General features: G+C 53.4%; 18 protein-coding genes. 11 read left to right on the forward strand and 7 right to left on the reverse strand.

The window, feature by feature from the left end; all coding sequences use genetic code 11:
• Positions 1-29 precede the first annotated feature (29 nt).
• Positions 30-1,034, reverse strand: a complete 1,005-nt coding sequence (gap, locus tag CDH47_RS09300) for a type I glyceraldehyde-3-phosphate dehydrogenase (protein ID WP_100639601.1) — start codon at positions 1,032-1,034, stop codon at positions 30-32.
• A gap of 178 nt (positions 1,035-1,212) precedes the next feature.
• Between gap and edd the strand changes: the two genes are divergently transcribed.
• Positions 1,213-3,033: a phosphogluconate dehydratase gene (edd, locus tag CDH47_RS09305; protein WP_100639602.1), complete on the forward strand. Its 1,821-nt coding sequence runs from the start codon at positions 1,213-1,215 to the stop codon at positions 3,031-3,033.
• 28 nt (positions 3,034-3,061) lie between these two features.
• Here edd and CDH47_RS09310 read toward each other — a convergent pair whose 3' ends face one another.
• Positions 3,062-3,805 carry a nitroreductase family protein gene (locus tag CDH47_RS09310; RefSeq protein WP_100639603.1) on the reverse strand — a complete coding sequence of 248 codons (744 nt, stop codon included), beginning with the start codon at positions 3,803-3,805 and terminating at the stop codon, positions 3,062-3,064.
• 119 nt (positions 3,806-3,924) lie between these two features.
• Between CDH47_RS09310 and CDH47_RS09315 the strand changes: the two genes are divergently transcribed.
• Positions 3,925-4,518, forward strand: a complete 594-nt coding sequence (locus CDH47_RS09315; RefSeq protein ID WP_100639604.1) for a uracil-DNA glycosylase family protein — start codon at positions 3,925-3,927, stop codon at positions 4,516-4,518.
• On the opposite strand, the gene glpD is transcribed toward CDH47_RS09315, so the two are convergent.
• Positions 4,424-6,001, reverse strand: a complete 1,578-nt coding sequence (glpD, locus tag CDH47_RS09320; RefSeq protein WP_100639605.1) for a glycerol-3-phosphate dehydrogenase — start codon at positions 5,999-6,001, stop codon at positions 4,424-4,426. The two genes, CDH47_RS09315 and glpD, sit on opposite strands and share 95 nt — an antisense overlap.
• 135 nt (positions 6,002-6,136) lie before the next feature.
• Positions 6,137-6,895, reverse strand: coding sequence for a DeoR/GlpR family transcriptional regulator (locus CDH47_RS09325; protein WP_100639606.1), 759 nt, complete (start codon positions 6,893-6,895; stop codon positions 6,137-6,139).
• A 210-nt stretch (positions 6,896-7,105) separates the two neighbouring features.
• Between CDH47_RS09325 and glpK the strand changes: the two genes are divergently transcribed.
• The 9 genes from glpK (at position 7,106) to CDH47_RS09370 (ending at position 16,651) form a co-directional block, all read left to right on the forward strand.
• Positions 7,106-8,578: a glycerol kinase GlpK gene (gene glpK / locus CDH47_RS09330; RefSeq protein WP_100639607.1), complete on the forward strand. Its 1,473-nt coding sequence runs from the start codon at positions 7,106-7,108 to the stop codon at positions 8,576-8,578.
• Positions 8,579-8,783: 205 nt separating this feature from the next.
• Positions 8,784-9,878, forward strand: a complete 1,095-nt coding sequence (locus tag CDH47_RS09335) for an ABC transporter ATP-binding protein (RefSeq protein ID WP_100639608.1) — start codon at positions 8,784-8,786, stop codon at positions 9,876-9,878.
• Positions 9,878-10,978: an ABC transporter ATP-binding protein gene (locus CDH47_RS09340; protein ID WP_100639609.1), complete on the forward strand. Its 1,101-nt coding sequence runs from the start codon at positions 9,878-9,880 to the stop codon at positions 10,976-10,978. The genes CDH47_RS09335 and CDH47_RS09340 overlap by 1 nt, the downstream gene beginning before the upstream one ends.
• Positions 10,978-11,844, forward strand: a complete 867-nt coding sequence (locus tag CDH47_RS09345; RefSeq protein WP_100639610.1) for a carbohydrate ABC transporter permease — start codon at positions 10,978-10,980, stop codon at positions 11,842-11,844. Before CDH47_RS09340 ends, CDH47_RS09345 begins: the two co-directional genes overlap by 1 nt.
• Before the next feature lie 10 nt (positions 11,845-11,854).
• A complete protein-coding gene (locus CDH47_RS09350) occupies positions 11,855-12,661 on the forward strand; it encodes a carbohydrate ABC transporter permease (RefSeq protein ID WP_100639611.1) in 807 nt (268 codons plus the stop codon).
• Positions 12,662-12,672: 11 nt separating this feature from the next.
• Positions 12,673-12,948 carry a DUF2160 domain-containing protein gene (locus tag CDH47_RS09355; RefSeq protein ID WP_100639612.1) on the forward strand — a complete coding sequence of 92 codons (276 nt, stop codon included), beginning with the start codon at positions 12,673-12,675 and terminating at the stop codon, positions 12,946-12,948.
• Positions 12,949-13,139: 191 nt separating this feature from the next.
• Positions 13,140-14,888, forward strand: a complete 1,749-nt coding sequence (locus CDH47_RS09360) for an ABC transporter substrate-binding protein (RefSeq protein WP_100639613.1) — start codon at positions 13,140-13,142, stop codon at positions 14,886-14,888.
• A 210-nt stretch (positions 14,889-15,098) separates the two neighbouring features.
• Positions 15,099-15,629: a methylated-DNA--[protein]-cysteine S-methyltransferase gene (locus tag CDH47_RS09365; protein WP_100639614.1), complete on the forward strand. Its 531-nt coding sequence runs from the start codon at positions 15,099-15,101 to the stop codon at positions 15,627-15,629.
• Entirely contained in the window at positions 15,629-16,651 is a 1,023-nt protein-coding gene (locus CDH47_RS09370; RefSeq protein WP_239985673.1) for an FAD:protein FMN transferase, read from the forward strand. Before CDH47_RS09365 ends, CDH47_RS09370 begins: the two co-directional genes overlap by 1 nt.
• Positions 16,652-16,715: 64 nt before the next feature.
• Here the strand turns inward: CDH47_RS09370 and CDH47_RS09375 are convergent, their stop codons facing one another.
• From CDH47_RS09375 to CDH47_RS09385, 3 genes are read right to left on the reverse strand one after another with little or no spacing between them, the layout of a single operon-like run.
• Complete coding sequence (locus CDH47_RS09375) at positions 16,716-18,254, reverse strand: general secretion pathway protein GspF (protein WP_100639615.1); 1,539 nt, start codon at positions 18,252-18,254, stop codon at positions 16,716-16,718.
• Between the two features lie 12 nt (positions 18,255-18,266).
• Positions 18,267-20,780 carry a LamG domain-containing protein gene (locus CDH47_RS09380; RefSeq protein ID WP_100639616.1) on the reverse strand — a complete coding sequence of 838 codons (2,514 nt, stop codon included), beginning with the start codon at positions 20,778-20,780 and terminating at the stop codon, positions 18,267-18,269.
• A gap of 6 nt (positions 20,781-20,786) precedes the next feature.
• Positions 20,787-22,034: a hypothetical protein gene (locus CDH47_RS09385; protein WP_205077560.1), complete on the reverse strand. Its 1,248-nt coding sequence runs from the start codon at positions 22,032-22,034 to the stop codon at positions 20,787-20,789.
• Positions 22,035-22,111: the final 77 nt, after the last annotated feature.

Genomic DNA, 22,111 nt, shown 5'->3' on the forward strand with positions numbered 1-22,111 from the left:
AATTTCGGAATTGATGCGGGTAACAATGCTTATTGGCTGGCTTCCATCAGTGCAACTGCGTTATCCAGCATCCGGTTTGAGAATCCCCATTCATTATCGTACCAAGCCATGACTTTTACATGACAGCCAAGCACGCGGGTATGATTTGCATCGAAAATACTGGAAAGCGCATTGTGATTGAAGTCGATGCTCACCAGCTTCTCAAGGTTGTAGCCCAGTACCGGGTTTGATTCAGCAGCAGTTTTTACCGCAGCATTTACTTCCTCAACAGAGGTTTCCCGTTTTGCAATGAATCCGAAATCCACCAACGATACGTTGATGGTTGGTACGCGCACGGCCAGGCCGTCCAGCTTTCCATCCAGCTCAGGGATAATCTGCCCTATGGCTGCTGCGGCGCCTGTATTGGTGGGGATCATTGACTGGGTTGCAGAGCGTGAGCGGTATAGGTCCGAGTGGTAAACATCGCTCAGGTTCTGATCGTTTGTATAGGAGTGTATGGTTGTCATTAAACCACTTTCGATACCTATGGTCTTGTGCAGCACATCGGCAATCGGTGCCAGGCAGTTGGTGGTGCAGGAGGCGCTGGAAATAATAGTGTGCTGCGCCGAGAGTGTGTTGTGGTTTACGCCGTAAACAATCATGGCATCGGCATCCGGGCTTGGTGCCGAGATAATCACTTTGCGGGCACCGGCTTTGATATGTGCTTCAGCTTCGCTACGCTTGGTGAATAATCCGGAGCACTCAAGTACAAGGTCAACCTTCAGATCGCCCCAGGGTAAGTCTTCAGGGTTGCGAGTAGCAGTGATAGCTATCCGATCGCCATTTACGCTGAGAGATTCGGCATCGTGACTGATGTCTGCATCAAAGCGCCCGTGAACACTGTCATACTTGAGTAGGTGGGCGTTGGTTTCCGCGTCGCTCAGGTCGTTAATGGCGACCACGTGAAGCCGCTCGCGGTAGTTGTTTTCATAAAGTGCGCGGAGGATATTGCGACCAATCCGCCCAAAACCATTGATTGCGATACGAATTGTCATAGTTTGCTTCCTGTTCTGCATTGTTTTGTTCGAGTTTACTCGAATCTTGTTTGTGATGTAGTAAATATATCAAGATTTCGGTTGGTTATGAACTGCTATGCTGTAGTTCGCGCCAAAAGAACGTAAAATTACTAACATTTGCTTTTGATGAGTAACAGACAAATAGATGGAGCCCATCATGAATCCGACGATTCACTCAGTTACCCAGCGAATTATCGACCGCAGCCGCGCTTCCCGGCAGGATTATCTTGGTCGGATGAATGAGCTTGCAGCTCAGTCGCCGCAGCGGGGGGCGCTTTCCTGCAGCAATCTTGCCCATGGCTTTGCCGCTTGCGGCCAGGATGACAAAGACACGTTGAAACTGATGAACAAGGCCAATGTGGCCATGGTGTCGGCCTACAACGATATGCTTTCTGCCCACCAGCCTTATGCAGGCTTCCCGGATATCATTCGCGAGGCAGCCCATGGCATGGGTTCTGCGGCCCAGTTTGCCGGTGGTACCCCGGCCATGTGTGATGGCGTTACGCAGGGCCAGCCCGGCATGGAGCTCAGTCTGTTCTCACGGGACACCATCGCCATGAGCACGGCAGTGGCTCTGAGTCACAATATGTTTGATGCCACGCTGCTACTGGGAATATGCGATAAAATTGTGCCGGGCCTGTTGATTGGTGCCCTCAGCTTCGGGTATCTGCCCACTGTTCTGGTGCCAGCGGGGCCTATGCCATCCGGCCTGCCAAACAAGGAAAAACAGCGCATCCGGCAGCTGTATGCCGAAGGCAAGGTTGGCAAAGAGGAGTTGCTGGAAGCCGAGAGCAAGTCTTACCACAGTCCGGGTACCTGCACCTTCTATGGCACGGCTAATAGCAACCAGTTGCTGGTGGAAGTTATGGGGTTGCATCTGCCCGGTGCCGCATTTTTTCACCCGAACACACCTATGCGGGACCAGTTGACCCGAGCGGCAACTGAGCAGGTAATCCGGTTATCCAGGCCACAGGGAGGGGCGCTTGGGCTGGGCGATATGGTGGATGAGAAAAGTATCGTGAATGCGCTGGTGGCCCTGTTGGTAACTGGAGGGTCCACCAACCATACCTTGCATTGGGTAGCGATCGCCCGCGCCGCCGGGATTATCATTGATTGGAACGATTACGCCGAGTTGTCGTCCGTTGTACCCTCCATGACCCGCATTTATCCCAATGGCGAGGAGGATGTAAATGCATTTCACGAAGCGGGCGGTACCCCATTCATGATTGGCGAGTTGTTGAATAAAGGCCTCTTGCATAACGATGTGGAAACGGTTGTCGGGCATGGTCTGGAACGCTACACACAAATGCCGGCGCTTGAATCCGGCAAGCTGGTGTGGCGGCCTGCAACCACCAAAAGCCTGCGTCCGGATGTGCTCAGCAGTGCCGCCGAGCCGTTTGCTCCTGATGGCGGCCTGAAAGTGCTGGAGGGTAACCTGGGGCGCGGTGTCATCAAAGTGTCTGCCGTTGCGCAGGAGCACCACAGGGTTGAAGCACCTGCCGTGATTTTTAATGACCAGAATGAATTGAAGGCCGCGTTTGATGCGGGTGAGCTGAATAAAGACTGTGTTGTCATTGTGCGTTTTCAGGGGCCGCAATCCAATGGCATGCCGGAATTGCACAAACTCACCCCATATTTGGGTGTTTTGCAGGATAAGGGCTACAAGGTTGCACTGGTAACGGACGGTCGTATGTCGGGCGCATCCGGCAAGGTGCCAGCGGCTATTCATGTGTACCCGGAAGCCAGTGCGGGTGGTCCTCTTGCCAGGGTCCAGGATGGCGACAGGGTTTGTCTGGATGCAGACAAAGGCTCGTTATCAGTCGATATTGACGAAGCCGAGTTTGCAAGCCGGGAGCTGGCGCGGCCAGACTTGTCCGGCTATCAGCGTGGCTTTGGCAGAGAGCTGTTTGGCTGGATGCGGCATGCCGTCAGCACGCCGGAAGAGGGAGCCAGTATTTTCGGGAATCAGCCGCTGTGATCCCGGAGGCGGGAACCAGGCAGATAGTTTACAGGTAGTGAATCAGGTTCTGCGGGTCGAAGCGGTACTGGCGGTTGTAGACACCATTGTCGGCTCGCTCACCAGCGGCAAGAACCATGGTGACCAGCCCTTTGCGGGGCAGTTTCAGTAGCTTCTGCACGCGGCACTCATCAAAGCCCTCCATGGGGCAGGAGTCATACCCATGTGCTCGTAATGCCAACATCAGGTTCTGTGCCGCCAAAGCAGTGGATTTGGTGGCCCAAACTTTCATTTCATTTACGGAATAGGGCCCACGGGGAACCGGGCGAGCCAGGCCTACGGCCAGCCCCAGAGTCTTTTTCGCCACCCCCAGAACTCCGAACGGCCCTTGATTGTAGTGAATAGGGGCAATCTTTTTGTAGTACTTTTCCACAATGGAGGGAAGCTTTTCGTCCTTTGGCCAGTCTTCCAGAGCAAGTTGCGCATGCTTTCGCCAAGTGTCTGGCCGGGCAACAATCGCGATCAGAACCGGGGCCGTGGTTGCTGCATTCTGGCCCAGGCAGGCTTCAGCAAGTTTGCTCCGTAGCTCCGGTGTTTTGACCACATAGAATTCCCAGGGCTGCAGGTTGCTGGAGTTGGGCGCCAGGGTGGCCAGTTCCAGGCAATCCTCCAGAACCGCGTCCGGGACGGGTTTGTCTGTGAACCGCCTTACTGAGCGGCGGCTGCGAACAACCTTGCGGAATTCCTCAACATCAATGTCCGGTAAGGAAAGATGGCCAGCTTTTGCGTTCATGTTTTATCCCTGGTTTTTGGCGGCGCCACGAGCGTTAAGGCTGCTTGCCCCTGCGAATTTCGAGCTATATGGTTACGGGAAAACGCTTTATATGCAATTGCCCGAGTGACGATAAGCCTATGACAGACAACCTTGCACAGCTGCCCTTTGATGAATTGGTTCGCCGGGTACGTGCGTGCACGATCTGTGCGGATGTACTGCCCCTCGGGCCACGACCGGTTGTGCAGTTGTCCAGAGAGTCCCGAATTCTTGTGGTGGGCCAGGCGCCGGGGAGGCGTGTTCACGAAACCGGCTTACCGTTCAACGATCCCAGTGGAGACCGGCTGCGGCAATGGATGGGCATTTCACGAGAAGATTTTTACGATGACCAAAAGCTGGCGATACTGCCCATGGGCTTCTGTTACCCGGGTACCGGCAAGTCCGGTGATTTGCCGCCACGGCCCGAATGCGCCCCGGCATGGCGCGAAGCATTGCTGGAGCGCTTATCCAATATCGGGCTTACGTTGGTAATAGGTCAGTACGCCCACGCCTGGCACCTGCCAGATGCGAAAAAGTCCGTTACCGAAAACGTCACCAACTGGTGCAATTACTGGCCGGATGTGTTGCCAATGCCCCATCCTAGTCCGCGCAATAACCTTTGGTTGCGCCGGAATCCCTGGTTTGAGCAAGAGGTGGTTCCTGAGCTTCAGCAGCGGGTTGCCTCACTGCTATAGCATTTTTCAGGTAGTCATCAAGCGCTTGCACATCGCCTTCAGAGGCATAAAGCCCTTGCTTGGTTCGGCGCCAAAGAATGTCTTCCGAGGTCATGGCCCACTCATTTTCCACAAGGTACTGCACCTCTTTCTCGTACAGGGTTCCTGCAAAGTGCTGGCCCAGGTCTACCACAGAGTTGCATCCATCAAGAATGTCCCGTGAGCTTGTGCCATAGGTGCGAACATACCGACGGAGGGTGTTTTCAGGTAGCCATGGGAAGCTTTGATGGAGTTCTGCAAACAGATTCTCCTTATTGTCAAAGTCGCCACCCGGCAACACGGCCGTTTTCGTCCAACGGCCACCGGCTTTGGGGAAGAAATGGCAGAGTTTGTCCGTTGCAGCCTCCGCAAGCTTGCGATAAGTGGTTATTTTTCCGCCAAAAACGGAAATGAGCGGCGCCTTGCCGTTGCTCTGATCAATCTCGAAGGAGTAGTCACGGGAGGCTTTCTGGGCGTTTTCTTCTTCGCCGTCCATTAGTGGCCTTACGCCTGAGTAGGACCAAACCACATCGGAAGGTGTCAGTTGGCGGGTGAAATGAGCATTCACGATGTCCAGCAAATAGTCAGTCTCCTCCGGGGAAATCTTTGCGTCCTTCGGGTCGCCTTCGTACTCAACATCGGTAGTGCCTACCAGAGAGAATTGATCCTCATAGGGAATAACGAACACTATGCGCTCGTCTTCATTCTGCAGGATATAGGCTTCCTCTTCCTGGTTAAGCTTGGGCACAACGATATGGCTGCCTTTCACCATTCGAATGGCTTTGGGGGCAGGCATGGAAAGGGATTCGCCAAACAATTTGCTTACCCAGGGCCCGGATGCGTTCACAATAGTTTTCGCGGAAACCGTTTTCTCCTGGTTGCTGACCATGTCACGAAGAGTGACTGTCCAGTCAGCCTCGCCACGCACAGCATTCACGCATTTGGTTCGGGTCAGGATGGTTGCGCCCGCCTGCTCGGCTTTTTTGGCTGTCAATACCACCAGCCTGGCGTCATCCACCCAGCCATCTGAATATTCAAAGCCTTTGGTAATATCCGGCTTTAGCGGCCCGGACGTATCAAATCGAATTGAGCGTGAGCCCGGCAGCAGTTCGCGCTTGGCCAGGTGATCGTAGAGAAACAGGCCGGTGCGTATCATCCATGCCGGGCGCAAATGGGGGCGGTGGGGCAAACGAAAACGCATGGGCCACATTATGTGGGGGGAGTTCTTGAGCAGGGATTCCCGTTCGGCCAGGGCCTTTTGCACAAGCCGGAACTCATAATGCTCAAGATAGCGCAGCCCGCCGTGTATAAGCTTGCTGCTGTTGGAAGAGGTTGCGGATGCCAGGTCGTTCATTTCACAGAGCAGTACTTTGAGGTTGCGCCCGGCTGCGTCCATCGCAATTCCGGTTCCGTTGACGCCGCCGCCAACCACAACAACGTCATACTGCTCATTCCCCATAGCCATCGTTATTCATCTCCTGACGCCACGGTACATGCCTGTTTTGTTAAGCGAAGGTTGCCGCAGCCAAATATGTTATAGGAACAGTATGCGAAAGAGTTTGGTGTTCGTAAAGGAAAAGATCGAAAATAAACGAAGATTTCAGACTACATGGAGCTTGATGCTGTTCTCTTTCAGAATTCTGGAGATTTCGGCGGGTGGTTTCTGGTCGGTAAATACATGGTCCGCCTGGGCTATGTTGCCTAGCCTGACCATCGCATTGCGGCCAAACTTGGAATTGTCTGCAGCAAGTAATACCTGGTTGGAATTCTCAATAATGGCCTGGGCTACGCGAACTTCCCGATAGTCAAAGTCCAGCAGGGAGCCGTCGTTGTGGATGCCGCTGATGCCAATGATGCCAAAGTCCATTTTGAACTGATTGATAAAGTCGCGAGTGGCTTCGCCAACAATGCCGCCATCGCGGCTTCTGACCTCTCCTCCTGCAATAATCACATGGAAGTCCTCTTTCGCCGAGAGGATGGAGGCTACGTGCAGGTTGTTGGTCACAATGCGCAAGTTGTTTTTTTGCAGCAGGGCTTTGGCGATGGTTTCCGTAGTGGTGCCAATGTTGATAAACATGGAAGAGTTGTCAGGGATAAGCGCCACCATGGCCTCGGCAATGCGCTCCTTGGCTTCCAGATCCATGATCTTTCTGGCCTGGTAGGCGGTGTTGATTGTGCTGGAATCGATGCCGGCGCCACCGTGATGCCGGCGAAGCTTGTTCTCTTTGGCGAGGTCGTTCAGATCCCTGCGGATGGTTTGGGGGGTTACCTTGAATTGGTCTACCAGCTGCTCGGTGGTTACAAAGCCATTCTGTTGGATCAGCTCTAAAATCAGATCCTGTCGCCGCCGCTGTGCCATTCAAATAACCTCCACCCTGTGTTTGTTCTTATCCGAAATAAGGAGCAGTTTTAAACTCTGCTAGAATAAAGTTTAGTCTTTTTAGCTGATTTATGCAGCATTTAGAGTCACTTATCTGTTCTGTATGGGGTGATTTTTTCGAAAACCCTTGGCATTCACGTTCAAAAAAGTAAACATGCGAACAAATAAGAACACGAGGACGAAATTACAATGAGCCAGTACCTGCTATCCATTGACCAGGGAACCACCAGTTCCCGGGCCATACTTTTCGATCTGAAAGGTAATATCCAAGCGGTTCGCCAGCAGGAGTTTCCCCAACACTTTCCTGAGAGCGGTTGGGTTGAACACGATCCGGAAGATATCTGGTCAACCGTCACCGAGACGTGCAGTGGGGTGATGGCAGAAGAATGTGGAGGCGATGATCAGGTGATTGCTGTGGGCATCACCAATCAACGGGAAACCACCATTGTGTGGGACAGGAAAACAGGTAAGCCGGTTTATAACGCAATTGTATGGCAAGACCGGCGAACAGCGGCTTATTGCAAAACCCTCAAAAGCGAGAGTCGGGAGCCCGGGGTTCACAGTAAAACCGGTCTGCTCATCGATCCCTATTTTTCAGCCACCAAAATCCGCTGGATTCTCGAGAATGTTCCGGGCGCCCGCGAACGCGCAGATCGCGGAGACCTGGCTTTTGGGACAGTGGACACTTTCCTGCTTTGGCGGCTGACGGGCGGCCGGGTGCACAAAACCGACGCCACCAACGCAAGCCGTACCCTGCTGTTCAATATTCATACCCAGCAGTGGGACCCAGATCTGCTGGAGTTGTTTGACATACCGGAATCCCTGCTGCCGGAGGTTCTGGATTCGTCAGACGATTTTGGCGAAATCACAGAAGTTGGTGAACTTAACGGTGTATCCGTACTGGGTGTGGCGGGGGATCAGCAGGCAGCGTTGTTTGGCCAAACCTGCTTTGATGTGGGAATGGCAAAAAGCACCTACGGTACCGGGTGTTTTTTGATGCTTAACACAGGTGAGAAAGCGCTGACATCCGAACACCGGCTGTTAACAACGGTTGCTTATCGGCTTGACGGCAAACCCACCTATGCCATGGAAGGGAGTATTTTTGTGGCCGGGGCTGCGATTCAGTGGTTGCGGGATGGTCTGCAACTGATTGAAAACGCCTGCGATACAGAACCGTTGGCGAAGGGCACACCAATAGATCATGGGGTTTACCTTGTGCCTGCGTTTACGGGCCTGGGCGCCCCTTACTGGGATCCAAACGCACGAGGGGCTATTTTCGGGCTGACCCGGGATACAGGCATCAAGGAAATCGTAACTGCTGGGCTGCAGTCGGTGTGTTACCAAACCAAAGACTTGCAAAAGGCCATGGAAAAAGACGGTATGCGCCCGATCACCTTACGGGTGGATGGCGGCATGGTTTCAAATAATTGGGTGCTTCAGTTCCTGGCAGACATTCTGGGTGCGCGAGTCGACAGGCCGTCTGTAGTAGAAACAACGGCTTTGGGTGTGGCATATCTCGCAGGTCTTAAGGCAGGTGTGTACGAATCGCTCGATGAACTCTCGGATCTTTGGCGGTGTGACCGTAGCTTTGAGCCCATCATGACGAAGCAAAAGCGCGACCAGTTGTATGAAGGGTGGATACATGCAGTGCAGAAACTCTGAAATATTTCTAACCGAACATTTGTGTTTTCGCATATGAAACCGAGAGTAGAAAATAAATTTTCAGTAAAAACAGGTGTTTGATTCTTTTATGGTGTAATTTTTTAAAAAACTGGTATAGGATTCGGATTAATAACGTCGAAAATAGATGCCCGAATGTTCGTTTTGGGTTCGGGCGTGCTTTATAAGAATAACAAGGAAAGCTTGTATGTCCTTAATGCTGGAGAACCTCTCCCGCACGGTCGACGGTGTCGATTACGTTCGGGATGCCAACCTTACATTCGAGGCAGGCTCCTTCAATGTGCTGCTTGGCCGGACGCTGGCCGGAAAAACCTCGATGATGCGGCTGATGGCCGGCCTTGATAAGCCGACGGAAGGCCGTGTGTTATATAACGGTGAGGATGTTACCGGCCAAAGCGTGCAGCGCCGTAACATTTCGATGATTTATCAGCAGTTCATAAACTATCCCACGCTTAGCGTTTACGAAAATATTGCGTCACCTCTACGCTTGGCCAAAATGCCCCCGCCCGAGATTGATCGTCGGGTTCGGGAAACAGCATCCATGCTGCAAATCGAACCTTTGCTGAAACGCTACCCACTTGAACTTTCTGGCGGTCAACAACAGCGCACGGCCATGGCACGAGCGCTGGTGAAAGATGCAACTCTGATCCTGTTCGACGAACCTCTGGTAAACCTTGATTACAAGTTGCGGGAAGAGCTCAGGGCTGAGTTGCGGGATTTGTTTCGTGAGCGCCAGTGCATTGCCGTTTACGCAACAACCGAGGCGAATGAGGCGCTTGCTCTTGGTGGCACAACAACCCTGCTACACGAGGGCCGAGTGGTTCAGAATGGCCCGGTGATGGATGTTTACCGTGCTCCGGTTAATACCCTTGCGGCACAGTTATTCAGCGAACCTCCCATGAATATTATCCGTGGCCGTGTGACCGATACGGAAGTGACCTTCGACGAGCATACACACCACGAGCTGACTCAAGAACTGGCAAAGCTGCCCCCTGGCGACTACTGGTTCGGCATTCGCCCCAGCCATATCACCTTGGCACCCGGTGTTGGTGATGATCTTGAAATGTCCATGGAGGTTGCCCTCAGTGAGATCAGTGGCTCTGAAACCTTTATGCATGTTGAGAACAGCCATTTCGAGATGGTGCTGCAATTGATGGGGGTTCACCAGCACCACACAGGTGCGCCGCTGAAGATCTACTTGCCCATGAGCAAGCTGTTTGTTTTCGATGGCAATGAGCAACTGGTACACACCCCATCCCGAATTTCAGGAGGCGCTGGCTGATGGCGGAAATTCAATTGAAATCCCTGGCCCACAGTTACAGTGCCAGTCCGTCAGGGCCAGATGACTATGCCATCCGCCAGTTGGATCATGTTTGGCACAAGGGTGGGGCTTACGCACTGCTTGGGCCTTCGGGCTGTGGCAAAAGCACCATGCTGAACATTATTTCCGGCTTGGTTCAGCCTTCCGAAGGGGAGGTGCTGTTTGATGGTAAACGCGTTAACGAACTATCGCCCCGCGACAGGAATATTGCACAGGTGTTCCAGTTTCCGGTGGTCTACGATTCCATGACTGTATACGAAAACCTGGCTTTCCCGCTCAAGAACAACAAGGTGCCGGCTGCCAAGATCAAGACGCGGGTGCAGGAGATTGCCGAAGTTCTTGAGATTGAGGACAAGCTCGATAAAAAGGCCAGGAACCTGACCGCCGACGAAAAACAGAAGGTGTCCATGGGGCGCGGTTTGGTGCGGGAAGATGTGTCTGCAATTCTGTTTGATGAGCCTTTGACCGTGATCGATCCCCAGCTCAAATGGAAATTGCGCAGGAAGCTCAAACAGATTCACGAGCAGTTCGATATCACCATGGTGTATGTCACCCATGATCAGCTTGAAGCCTCTACCTTTGCCGACAAAATTGCCGTGATGTACGACGGGCAGGTGGTTCAGTTCGGTACGCCCACAGAGCTGTTTGAAGCGCCTAACCATACGTTTGTCGGTTATTTCATCGGCAGCCCGGGCATGAACATTGTCGAGGTGGAAAAATGCCAGGGCGCTGTGCGGTTCGGGTCTGTTGAGATTCGGTTAGCGCCTTGGCAGCTGGATCGCCTTGTCGATATGAAGTCCAACAATATAAAAATTGGCATTCGGCCGGAGTTTATTGAGATTGTTCCCGCAAAATCTGACGACACCTATGAAGCGGAAGTCCGGGATGTGGAGGACTTGGGCACCTATAAAATTGTGACGGTGCAGCTTGGCGATCAAACGATGAAGGTACGACAGGATGAAGAGTTTAATGCCAGCATTGGCAGCCAGGTAAATCTTCTGTTCCCTGGGCAGTGGCTGATGCTTTATGCAGATGAATACCTGGTACAGGAGCAACAGTGATGGACAAGATCCCCGATAACAGAGCCTGGTGGCTCGTCCTGCCGGTTTTCCTTCTCGTAGCCTTTTCGGCACTCATACCACTGATGACGGTGGTGAACTACTCGGTTCAGGATATTTTCGGGCCTGGCCAAGCCTACTATGTAGGGACCGAATGGTTCAAAGAAGTATTAACAGATGAGCGATTGCAGGCTTCGTTAATCCGACAGTTTGCATTCTCCGGAGCTGTGCTGCTGATTCAGATTCCCCTTGGCATTGGCGTTGCCCTGATGATGCCCAAATCTGGCATCAAGGGTTCACTTTGTCTGATTCTGGTTGCCATACCGCTGCTGATTCCCTGGAACGTTGTCGGAACCATCTGGCAGATATTTGCCCGCGGGGATATAGGTTTGTTTGGCTGGGCGATCAATGAGATCGGCATCGACTACAACTACACCGGCGATACAGTAGATGCCTGGTTGACGGTTTTGCTCATGGATGTATGGCACTGGACACCCCTGGTCGCTTTACTCTGTTACTCAGGCTTGCGCGCCATACCGGAGGCCTTCTATCAGGCGGCAGAAATTGACCGTGCTTCCAAGTGGGCCGTGTTCCGTTACATCCAGCTTCCACGTTTGAAAAGCGTCCTGATTATTGCCGTGCTTTTGCGTTTTATGGACAGCTTCATGATTTACATTGAGCCGTTCGTTCTCACGGGCGGCGGGCCGGGGAGCTCCACAACCTTCCTGAGTCAGACCCTGACCACCATGGCAATAGGGCAGTTTGATCTTGGGCGTGCAGCGGCTTTCTCATTGATCTACTTCCTGATCGTATTGCTGATCTCCTGGTTGTTCTTCACAGCCATTACTCACGCCGATAAAGAAAAATAAGGAGAGTGTGATGAGGCAAACAGGTTTCAAAAACATCGGGATTGTCGTTTACATCCTGCTCCTTCTTACGCCGGTTTACTGGCTGCTGAACATGTCGTTCAAAACCAACCGGGAGATTCTGGGTGGCCTCACGCTGTGGCCGCAGAATTTCACCTTTGATAATTACGCTGTGATCTTCACTGATCCCAGTTGGTATAACGGCTACCTCAATTCCATGGCCTATGTATCGATCAACGTGGTCATTACCTTGCTGGTGGCTTTGCCTGCGGCCTATGCCTTCAGCCGTTACAAGTTCCTGGGGGACAAGCATCTGTTCTTCTGGCTGCTCAGTAACCGGATGGCGCCGCCGGCGGTATTCCTGCTGCCTTTCTTTCAGCTCTATTCGTCGATTGGCCTGTTTGATACCCACATTGCAGTGGCCTTGGCGCACTGCTTGTTCAACGTGCCGCTGGCGGTGTGGATTCTCGAAGGGTTTATGAAGGGTGTTCCTCGCGAGTACGATGAGATGGCCTATATTGATGGCTACAGCTTCCCGAGATTTTTTATCAAAGTGTTTTTGCCAATGATTCGCTCGGGTATCGGTGTGACTGCTTTCTTCGCCTTCATGTTTTCCTGGGTTGAGCTGCTTCTGGCCAGAACCCTTACCTCTGTGGATGCTCAGCCCATTGGCGCAATCATGACTCGTACCATAGGGGCGAGTGGTATTGATTGGGGTGTGTTGGCCGCTGCCGGCGTTTTAACAATAATCCCGGGTTTGTTGGTTATCTGGTTCGTTCGCAACCATGTGACCAAAGGCTTCGCACTGGGTCGAGTATAAGGAGAGTTCAGATGATTGCCTGGATGAATTGGACCCCAACGGTCATGGTGTTTTTTGCCGTTATTGCAATGATCCTTGCGGTAATGACCGTATACGAAATTGTATCTCCCTGCACTGAGCGCAAAGGTTTCCTGCCCATAGAAACTACCCGTGGAGACAGGTTGTTTATTGGTTTGCTTTCGGCGGCCTATATACATCTTACCTTTCTTGCGGTCAGTGACATCACGCTATGGATTGCGCTGGCGGTCTCGGTTGCATGGCTTTTGGTTCTGCTGCGCTGGGGGTAGCCGTAAGCAGTGGAATAAACTCACTGGAATGGTTGTAAAGAATTCGATACCGAACTATTTTTCAAGCAATGATCGAAACCGATCACTGAATGTTTTTCGAAAGGGAAAAAGATGTTCCAAGTGCTGTAACAAGCCAAAGCAGAGCGAAGCTGTACTTCGCTCAATCCACAATAAGGAAAATGAGGTTGGGCATGTTCAAAAACAACAAATATCCCAGAACTCTTCTGCTCAGCGCTGCGATCGGTGCTGTCAGTATGGGCTTGAGCTTGCAGGTTAGTGCTGACCAGTACTCCGATGCGGCTGAAAAGTGGGTAAACGACTCGTTCAAGCGGTCGACCCTCACAAAAGAGCAGCAGTTGAAAGAGATGGCATGGTTCATCAAAGCTGCTGAACCATTCCGTGGTATGCAGATTAACGTCGTTTCTGAAACCATCGCGACCCACGAATACGAATCCAGCGTGTTGGCCAAGGCCTTCAGTGACATCACTGGCATCAATCTTACCCATACCCTGATCCAGGAAGGGGATGTCATCGAGAAGTTGCAAACCCAGATGCAGTCCGGGCGCAACATCTACGACGGCTACGTGAACGACTCGGATTTGATCGGCACCCACGTAAGGTACGGCAAGGTTGTGGCGGTTGAAGATATTATGAATGGAGAGGGCAAAGACCTTACCCTGCCAACTCTGGATCTGGATGATTTCATCGGCCTCGATTTCACCACCGGGCCTGATGGCAAGTTGTATCAATTGCCAACTCAGCAGTTTGCCAACCTGTATTGGTTCCGCGCTGACTGGTTTGAGCGTGACGATCTGAAAAAGCAGTTCAAGGATATATACGGCTATGACCTGGGCGTTCCGGTTAACTGGTCGGCCTACGAAGACATTGCCGAGTTCTTCTCGGTACACGTTAAAGAGATAGACGGCAAAAAAGTATACGGCCACATGGACTACGGCAAGAAGGACCCCTCTCTGGGGTGGCGCTTCACCGATGCCTGGTTCTCCATGGCTGGTGCGGGCGACAAAGGCCTGCCTAACGGTTTACCAGTAGATGAGTGGGGCGTTCGGGTAGAGGATTGCCACCCCGTTGGTTCTGATGTCTCCCGTGGTGGTGCTACCAACAGCCCGGCTGCTGTATATGCGACAGAGAAGTACGTTGACTGGATGGGCAAATATGCGCCACCAGAGGCCACAGGGATGACCTTCTCAGAGTCTGGCCCTGTGCCTGCGCAAGGCAATGTAGCTCAGCAGATTTTCTGGTACACAGCTTTTACTGCCAGCATGATCGAAGAGGGGTTGCCAGTTGTAAACGAGGAAGGTTTACCCAAGTGGCGCATGGCACCCTCACCACGTGGCCCATACTGGGAAGAAGGTATGAAACTGGGCTATCAGGACGTTGGTTCCTGGACATTCCTGAACTCAACTCCTGAAAAGCGCCGCTTGGCAGCATGGCTGTACGCACAGTTTACCGTGTCGAAAACTGTGTCTCTCGAGAAGCTTGTTGCAGGCCTGACCCCGATTCGCGATTCCGATATCAACTCGGACGTTATGACGGAAATGGCACCCAAACTGGGTGGTCTGGTTGAATTTTACCGCAGCCCGGCACGGGTTCAGTGGACGCCTACCGGCACTAACATTCCTGATTACCCGAAGATGGCTCAGCTGTGGTGGCAGTATGTTGCCCAGGCAGCCAGTGGCGAAGCTACAGCGCAAGAGGCGCTGGATGGTTTGGCCAAGGCTCAGGACAGAGTTATGGAGCGGCTTCAGCGAGCTAACGTTCTGGCCACCTGCGCTCCGAAGCTTAACGAACCCCGTGATCCTCAGTACTGGTTCGACCAGCCGGGCGCACCCAAGCCCAAGCTGGCCAATGAAAAGGTGCAGGGCCAAACCGTACCTTATGACGAGCTGGTCAAAACCTGGGAAGATGCTCGCGAGAGCTGAGCCCGGAGCAGTTTGAGTGCTTTTAAGTAGCACTTTGAAGCAAATCTTACCGGTCGCGTTGGTACTCAGCAGCGCGGACGGTAAGACCTTTTATCTCTCCTCACAGAAACAATTGCACGTTTGTTCACTCACTGACATTATCCGTAATGCGTCTGCGTGAATTCGCGAGTATCGCAATACCGGATGAACCCGTGAGGGGAGGAGAGTTTCATGACGGCCAAGAATGCTCAGGACGAAATCATCCTCTGGCAAACCGGCCACTGCTACCTCGGTGAGGTTCTGGTTGCATGCACGCCCCAAGGTATATGCGCTGTTTTGCTGGGGGAAACCGCCGATGAGTTGCTTGAAGATCTGTCCCGCCGATTCCCCCATGCTGAACTCACCCATTCAACCGACTGTCGGGCGAACTGGTTTCATGAAGTGATGAATTACCTGATCGACAGCCGAAGCCCGCCATCTGTCCCGCTTGATCTCCGAGGCACTGATTTTCAGCGTAAAGTCTGGCAGGCTCTGCGAGAGATACCTTCGGGAAACTCCTCCAGTTATGGCGACATTGCCCGCAAGATGGGAATGCCCACGGCATCCAGAGCTGTGGCAGGGGCCTGCGCGGCCAATCCGCTAGCCGTCGTTGTGCCATGCCATCGCGTGCTGCGTGGCGACGGCAGTCTCTCCGGCTATCGCTGGGGCGTTAAGCGTAAACAGGCGGTACTTACTCGCGAGCAAGGGTTATCTGACCGTTGATGCATCAAAATCGTTGTAATGCCTTCACTATCTGCCGGTTTATCGGCTTGAATCCTTCTGTGTTTCTCCTGTTTTTCGTGCTGTTGCCTTCGGTGGCTCAGGCCGACTGGTTTCAGTATACCGATACCGCCATGACCACACCGGTGGAGCTTGAATTCTGGGCAACGGATAAACGCGCTGCTGACAACATTGCGGAAAGCGTGCTGGCGGTGTTTCACCAGGTAGACACGGATATGAGCCGTTACAGAGAGGACTCTGAACTCTCCGGCCTTAACCAGTTGGCAGCGAACGGCCCCGTACATGTTAGCTCCGGGCTTTATCAGGTGCTTAAAAAAGCCGAGGAGGTGGCGGTTCTCAGTGAGGGAGCCTTTGATATCAGTTTCGGGTCTGTTGGCTACCTCTACGACTACCGGGAGCGGCAACAGCCCTCCGCTGAAGAAATTCAATCCAGGCTTGGCCATATCAATTTTCAGGACATTGTTCTGGATGATAGGGCGCAAACAGTCTTCTTTCGCCAGCAAGGTTTATTGATAGATCTGGGCGGCATTGCCAAAGGGTATGCGGTCGATCTGGGTATCGAACTCTTGAAAGCGGCAGGTGTAAGCCATGCCCGGCTCAGTGCGGGAGGTGATTTGCGTCTGTTGGGCGACAGGCGGGGGCGGCCCTGGCTTGTGGGTGTTCGTGACCCTCGTTCAAAGACCCGAAATGTGGTGATGTTGCCCCTTACCGATCTCGCCATTTCAACATCCGGCGATTATGAGCGGTTCTTTATTGATGACCAGGGTGAACGAGTGCACCACATACTTTCCCCTGGCACCGGGAAATCTGTGCGGGGAGTGCAGAGTGTGACCATTATTGGCAGCGATGCGCTGACAACTGATGGTTTATCCACCGCCGTTTTCGTGCTCGGCCCGGAGAAGGGGCTGGAAATGATCGAGAAACTGCCGGATATTGATGCGATCATTATTGATGATCAGCGGATGATGCACTTTACGGAGGGGTTGGCACCCCCGGAATCGTGAAGGGGATGCCGGGGGCGCAAGTGTTATAGTTGTGCTTAAAGGGGCTAGCGGAGTTGCTCCTTTTCTAGACTATGCTGGAAAAGGCCATCAGTCTGTCCTTGCTGGCAGTATTGCCGAGCCCATGACCCTTGAACGTATCATCGAAGAGCCCTTCATCACCATTCAGTGCCATGTAGTTCAACAAAACAGTCTGCACTAATTGGTTTACGTTGTTTGCAGCCGGGCTGGAAGCTGTTTCCACAGATGCATCGCCCCGCATGAAGCCAATCTGGTTACGGATTGCTTGCGGTTGTCCGTTTGGGTTGTAAACCAGGAAAAATGACGCAGCGGTCTGTTGGTTATCTCCGGTCCACACACCTTTGCCTCTGCCATCTTCTGAGTCGTCCAGGGTGCCATTACTGGATACCGAGCCGTCGCTGAATACGTACAGCATCAACGGTTTATTCATTCTCGCAGCGTACTCCAGGCAGGCGCCCATGCAGCGGCCAGCCAGTAGATCCCGGCGCTCGCCGGTTGCCCGTTCGCCTGTGTGATAGTCATAGCCACCCATGGTGATAGTACCAGCACCCGCGTATCCGTTTACCGCCAGCTTCATGACAGATGCGGTCTTTCGGAATTCCCGATTGGCATTGAACTCCGCCTCGGTAAAAATTCCCTTACTTCCGACAATCTCTTCGTCTTTAGCCGGGTCAAGAATGGCCGGGTCGCCGTAGGTATCAATAATATCGGCGCTTTTGGCATAACCGCACCGTACCAGTTTTCGGATGTCCTCCTCGGCGCTGCTGCTGAGGCCGGTGCTGACGCTGTTCATTTTTGCGTCACTGATACGTTGAACGGCTTCCATTACAGACACCGCATCGGCTTGATTCAATATTGAGGTCAGATTGCCAACATCCACCAGACCGACTGCGTCCGAAGGCCGATCGATTTTGGTGGGGCGCACTTCCGGGTTAATGAGGTTCATGGGCGCCATGGAATTACCCCCCGATTCGGTGCTTTGCGAGCCAATCAGGGAGAGCAGGGAGCCGTTGGCACCAGCCTTGTGGATGCCGTACATGGGGTTGTGGGGGTTGTTGCCGGTGTCGTTTTCCGAACGTGCCGCAATGATTGCACCGTTAGTCAGCATGCGGGTCGCCATGCTGGTGCTTTGTTGAATGCCTCTCAAAAAACCACTATCCGAGTGAAATGCCAGCCCCAGCTCGGTATTCACAAACGTGGGATCGTTCGGAAGCATGTCGCCGGGCACACCAAGCTTGCTGTAGCCTGCCGTACTGAGAAAATCCATTTGCCCACCGGATTTGCCCATTAACACGTTGGAACCAGCAATGCTGGCGCCGCCGGCCAGGTCAAAACAGATAAATGGGATTTTCCCGGCACCTTCAATGCCAATTCCACATTCAGCTTTGATTTTGTCAGACAGCTCTGCAGCAGCCAATCTGGGGTTAGCGAGCAGACCCAGCATTGAAGTGCCAACAACCGTTGCAGTGCCGGCCCTGAAGCCCTGGGCAATGAACTCCCTGCGAGTCCTCGGTCGCCCGTGGTCGTTATGGAAGAGGGGCTCACCATTGGCCAGAGGCCGTTTAAGGGGTTTGCGTATAAACATGAGCGTAGTCCTCTACTGAACCAGGGTGGTGGCGCTGCCAAGCACAGCGGCACAACTTGCTTTAACAATGGTTTCGGTGCGGTCAGCCGGGCAAGCGTCGCCACCACACAGGGCGAGCTGGTCTATCAGGCCGCCCACTTCAGTTTGAATGGTCGCAGTACTGGGCTGGGAACTCAGGTTGTCGCCCACGAACCGGGCTAACAAAGGCCCGGTAATCAGGCTTTTGCCGCTGTGATCAAAGGCAGTTGCCGCAGGCGCCGAGAAATCAAAGCCCGGGAAGAAGTCTTGCCTTCTTTGGGCATCAGACACCAGCACATCACAGTACTGAATCGCCACCTGGGTAATGGCCATCTGGTGGGAGGAAAGAAAGCCCTTGATGTTCTCCACCGTGGGCAATTGCTGCTTCACGGTGTTGAAGGTATTTGCAATCGCCGGGGTTGTGCCTGGAATGCCTGTCATACGAGCCATTGACTCATTGATTTCATCAAAGGTTTTCAAACCTATGTCGGATGAAGGATCCAAGATTGGCGGTGCCACGGTTCCCGGTATTGGCGGCTCAGACCGTGAGAAGGTACTGCTGCCAAGCTGGTCAAAGGTCAGGAAGAATTCGTCGCTTTCAGGGCCGTTCTCAAGAGCGATGATGGTACCCAGGCGTGATAATGGCTGGCCCTTGCCTGGCTCATAGGAGCCGCTATCCAGAGTCACATCAAGGTTGGCCCAGGCCTGGCCCACCGTTGCCTCTTTACCATTTATACCCAGGCGCATGCCCTTGAGTGGAATGCCCGATGGCTCAACGGTTTCATCAAGACTGATAAAGAAGGGCTCGGTGAAGCGATAGCTGTAGTTGTCGAATACGCTCACATCAAAAACGATAAAGCTTTCTGGCACATCGATCAGGTGAGAAACGCCGAACAGCAGATAGAACTTCTGGCCCACGCCTACATTGAAGTTGGCCTTGACCTGTTCCGGTGTCAGCGCCCGGTTGTGGAAGGCGACCATACGAATGGCTCCCTGCCAGGGGGATCGGCCATCGGTTTCATTGCCCAGTACCAGGGCGAAACTGTCATCCCAATCGGAAAACAGGCCCGGGTCGTCCGGGTCCAGATCGCCGGAGTGTTCGCCGTTAACAAATATTTGTCGCCCTGTGCCCGCGCTGTAGTTAATCACCACGTGTTGCAACGTTGCTTGCAGGAGCTTGTCTCCATCCTGTGTTGCGAAGGGGATATTCTCATCACTGGTGGTGGTGCGGTGGAGCACTTCATAGCGCTGCAGGGTCTGGCTAAGTGTGACGTTTCGGGCAGTGGAAGAGCCGGAATAGGTGATGATTCTGGCGTCTTCCTGGGTAATGTTGCCCGGTGCGACCCAGGCTTCGATGGCGTATTCCCCGGAACCAGTCAATAAAGCATGCAGTTTGCTGCTGCTGGCGGTAGAGCCTTGGGCTTTGCCAGCGGGGGTTAGAGGGCCGGTTTCCGGCTTAACTTCGGGGCCAATGTTAATGCCCCAGCCGAGCACCCAGTCCACGTTTCCGCTGAGTGTCAGGTCCACTGGTGTAGAAACGCCGCTGGTGTCGTAGGCGATCTGGCCCTGGCCGGCTTTGAACTCGTACAGCGCGATAATATTGTCTTCAAAGCGCCCGCCGGAATTGGCGAGAAGGCCATCGGCATCCAGCACCAGCGCCTTGCTGGCCACCAGTGTAGGGTCCACCGGTTCGGGGGATAATGGCTCGGCGAACTGCTCAATAGCCACTTGCATCATGGCGGCAGACCAAACGCAATCCGTCTCGCCCCCATTCGCCCAACAGTTGTGGAAGTCCCGTTTCAGGCGCACAACAAAGCGGGAGTTCGCCGGGGTGTTCAGGTCTATTCTGCTTTTGGATTGCTGATAGGCGATATCAAGGTTGTCGCTGGCAATATAAGGTGTTTGGCCGCCGTCGCCGTGACATTCGGAACAGTATGTTTGTAGCACTGGATAAACAGTCGTTTGAAAGGCGTTGTTGTCTTCCGGGAAAGCAATGGTGGACCCCGGTGATTTGAGTTCAGGCGCTTGCAGTTCGACCGTTTTCACAGAGCCCTCTGCACCGTCAGCCCACTTGGCAATATAGGTGGTGATAATATCCGCACAGACCGCATCACTGGCTGCCCAACAGTTATGGCCTCCGGCTACTTTGGTCACCATAAGAGATTGAGACGGTGCGGTGAGATCCACAACCGTGTTGGCTTGGGTATAGGCACTGTTGATGTTGAGCGCATCAACAAAGGTTGGGGACTGGTCGCCTGCGCCGTGGCAAGAACCGCATCGATTGTCCTGTACCAGCTTGTCCCAGACGTTAACTTTGAAGTCTTGCACATCGTTGGTGGCAGGCGCTGGCCCGTTGTAGTTCACCCCGCCTGAGTTGGACGTGGTGTTTGGCAGCGCCTCTGTGGACTCACCACCGCAGGCGCTGAGCAGGATACTTGCCAGTCCCAGCAGCAAAACGGAGGCGGCTTTGCGAAGCAGGTTTAACCGGGGGAAAGTCAGCGTTTTCATCAGGTGTTACTCCCCGGCGCAATAGACAGCAGATTCGGCAAACACCTGCTTGAGATTGAAGTTCTGACTCCTGAAGCTGGAAATCATTGTTTCGACCTGATTGTGGTCTGCACTGCTGGAGGGTGGTCTGAGACACACATTCCTGAACACTTTTTTCACCTGACACTCCGCGAAGGCTTTCGAGGAAGCCCATTCCATGCCCAGGGTTTTTGCACCAGTACCCGAGCCGGAAGGGGCTCCGGGTACCGGGCTCCAATCCCAGCCCAGTCGGCGATTGGCACCCTCGCGCCAGTAGTTGTCCCAATGGTCGTTTGGTGTGACATAGCCAGGAGCAAAGGTAGTGGAGTTAATGAGGTACTTGGCCTGAACCCGAGACTGAGTGCCGGGATCGTTGACTGTGTTGTATATGAGCTGGCCCAGAGCACCGTCCGGGTCTGTATCCGGGTTGTACTCATAATCGTAATAGGCGAAAGCCTGGGTCATCGGGTCCATGCCCGTGTGGCAGCCCACGCAGTTGTTCAGAAATACACGGCTGTCGCCACCCGGGCTGCGGGAAACGTCCTGGCGGATTCTGTCCGGGGGCAGGTTTACGTCGGCCACCTGTTCAAGATCGCGACACATGTGGTTGATCAAGGTGAACCGGAACATGGCGCGGTTGGTTCCGGCGCTGAAGAAGGCCCTGGCAGCTGCGCGTGAGGTTATTACGCCGGCGGTGGCGTCACTGGGCAGACCTGTAACAGATGACTGGTTTACGCCTCGGAAGTTCTTTTTGTCGGAAAGATCGTGGCCAAGTTCCTCGATCTTCTCGTAGTGATTGTTGTTCGAGTTGGAATAGTCCGGCAGGTCATTCCATGTGCCCACGTATAAAACGTCGTCGTACAGCACCCTGCGGAAGTCTGCATCATCTCTTACCAGGCCGATCACTGTAGCGGTGTAATCGTTCAGGGGCACAAAAGGCGTCATCGCCTCATTGGTCCAGGGCGCCGCAAAGTTTTTCAGCGTTACATTATAAAAGGCACGATCTTTCATTGCGGTAAAGGCAGCATTGAGCGCTCTGTTGGCCGCAATGTCCTGAGCCATGTCATCTAGCACAGAGGCAGACGGAGGGACGCCTGCTATTCTGTCGTGAATTCGTTTGGCTTGCTCCCGCGGTCCTGCGCTGGCTGTGCAGGCAAAAGCGCCGGTTAGCAAAATCAGCAGTGACATACTGCATGCCTTGAATGCGCTGGCGCGCATCCCTGTGTTGGCTTTCATGTCGCTGTCCTCGATGGTTTTGGCTCGGGCACAATAGGCCAGTTTGACAATTGTTAATAGTTTATCCTTGCAATTAA

Origin of the sequence: Marinobacter salexigens, from assembly GCF_002806945.1 — a bacterium.
Lineage (GTDB): Bacteria > Pseudomonadota > Gammaproteobacteria > Pseudomonadales > Oleiphilaceae > Marinobacter > Marinobacter salexigens.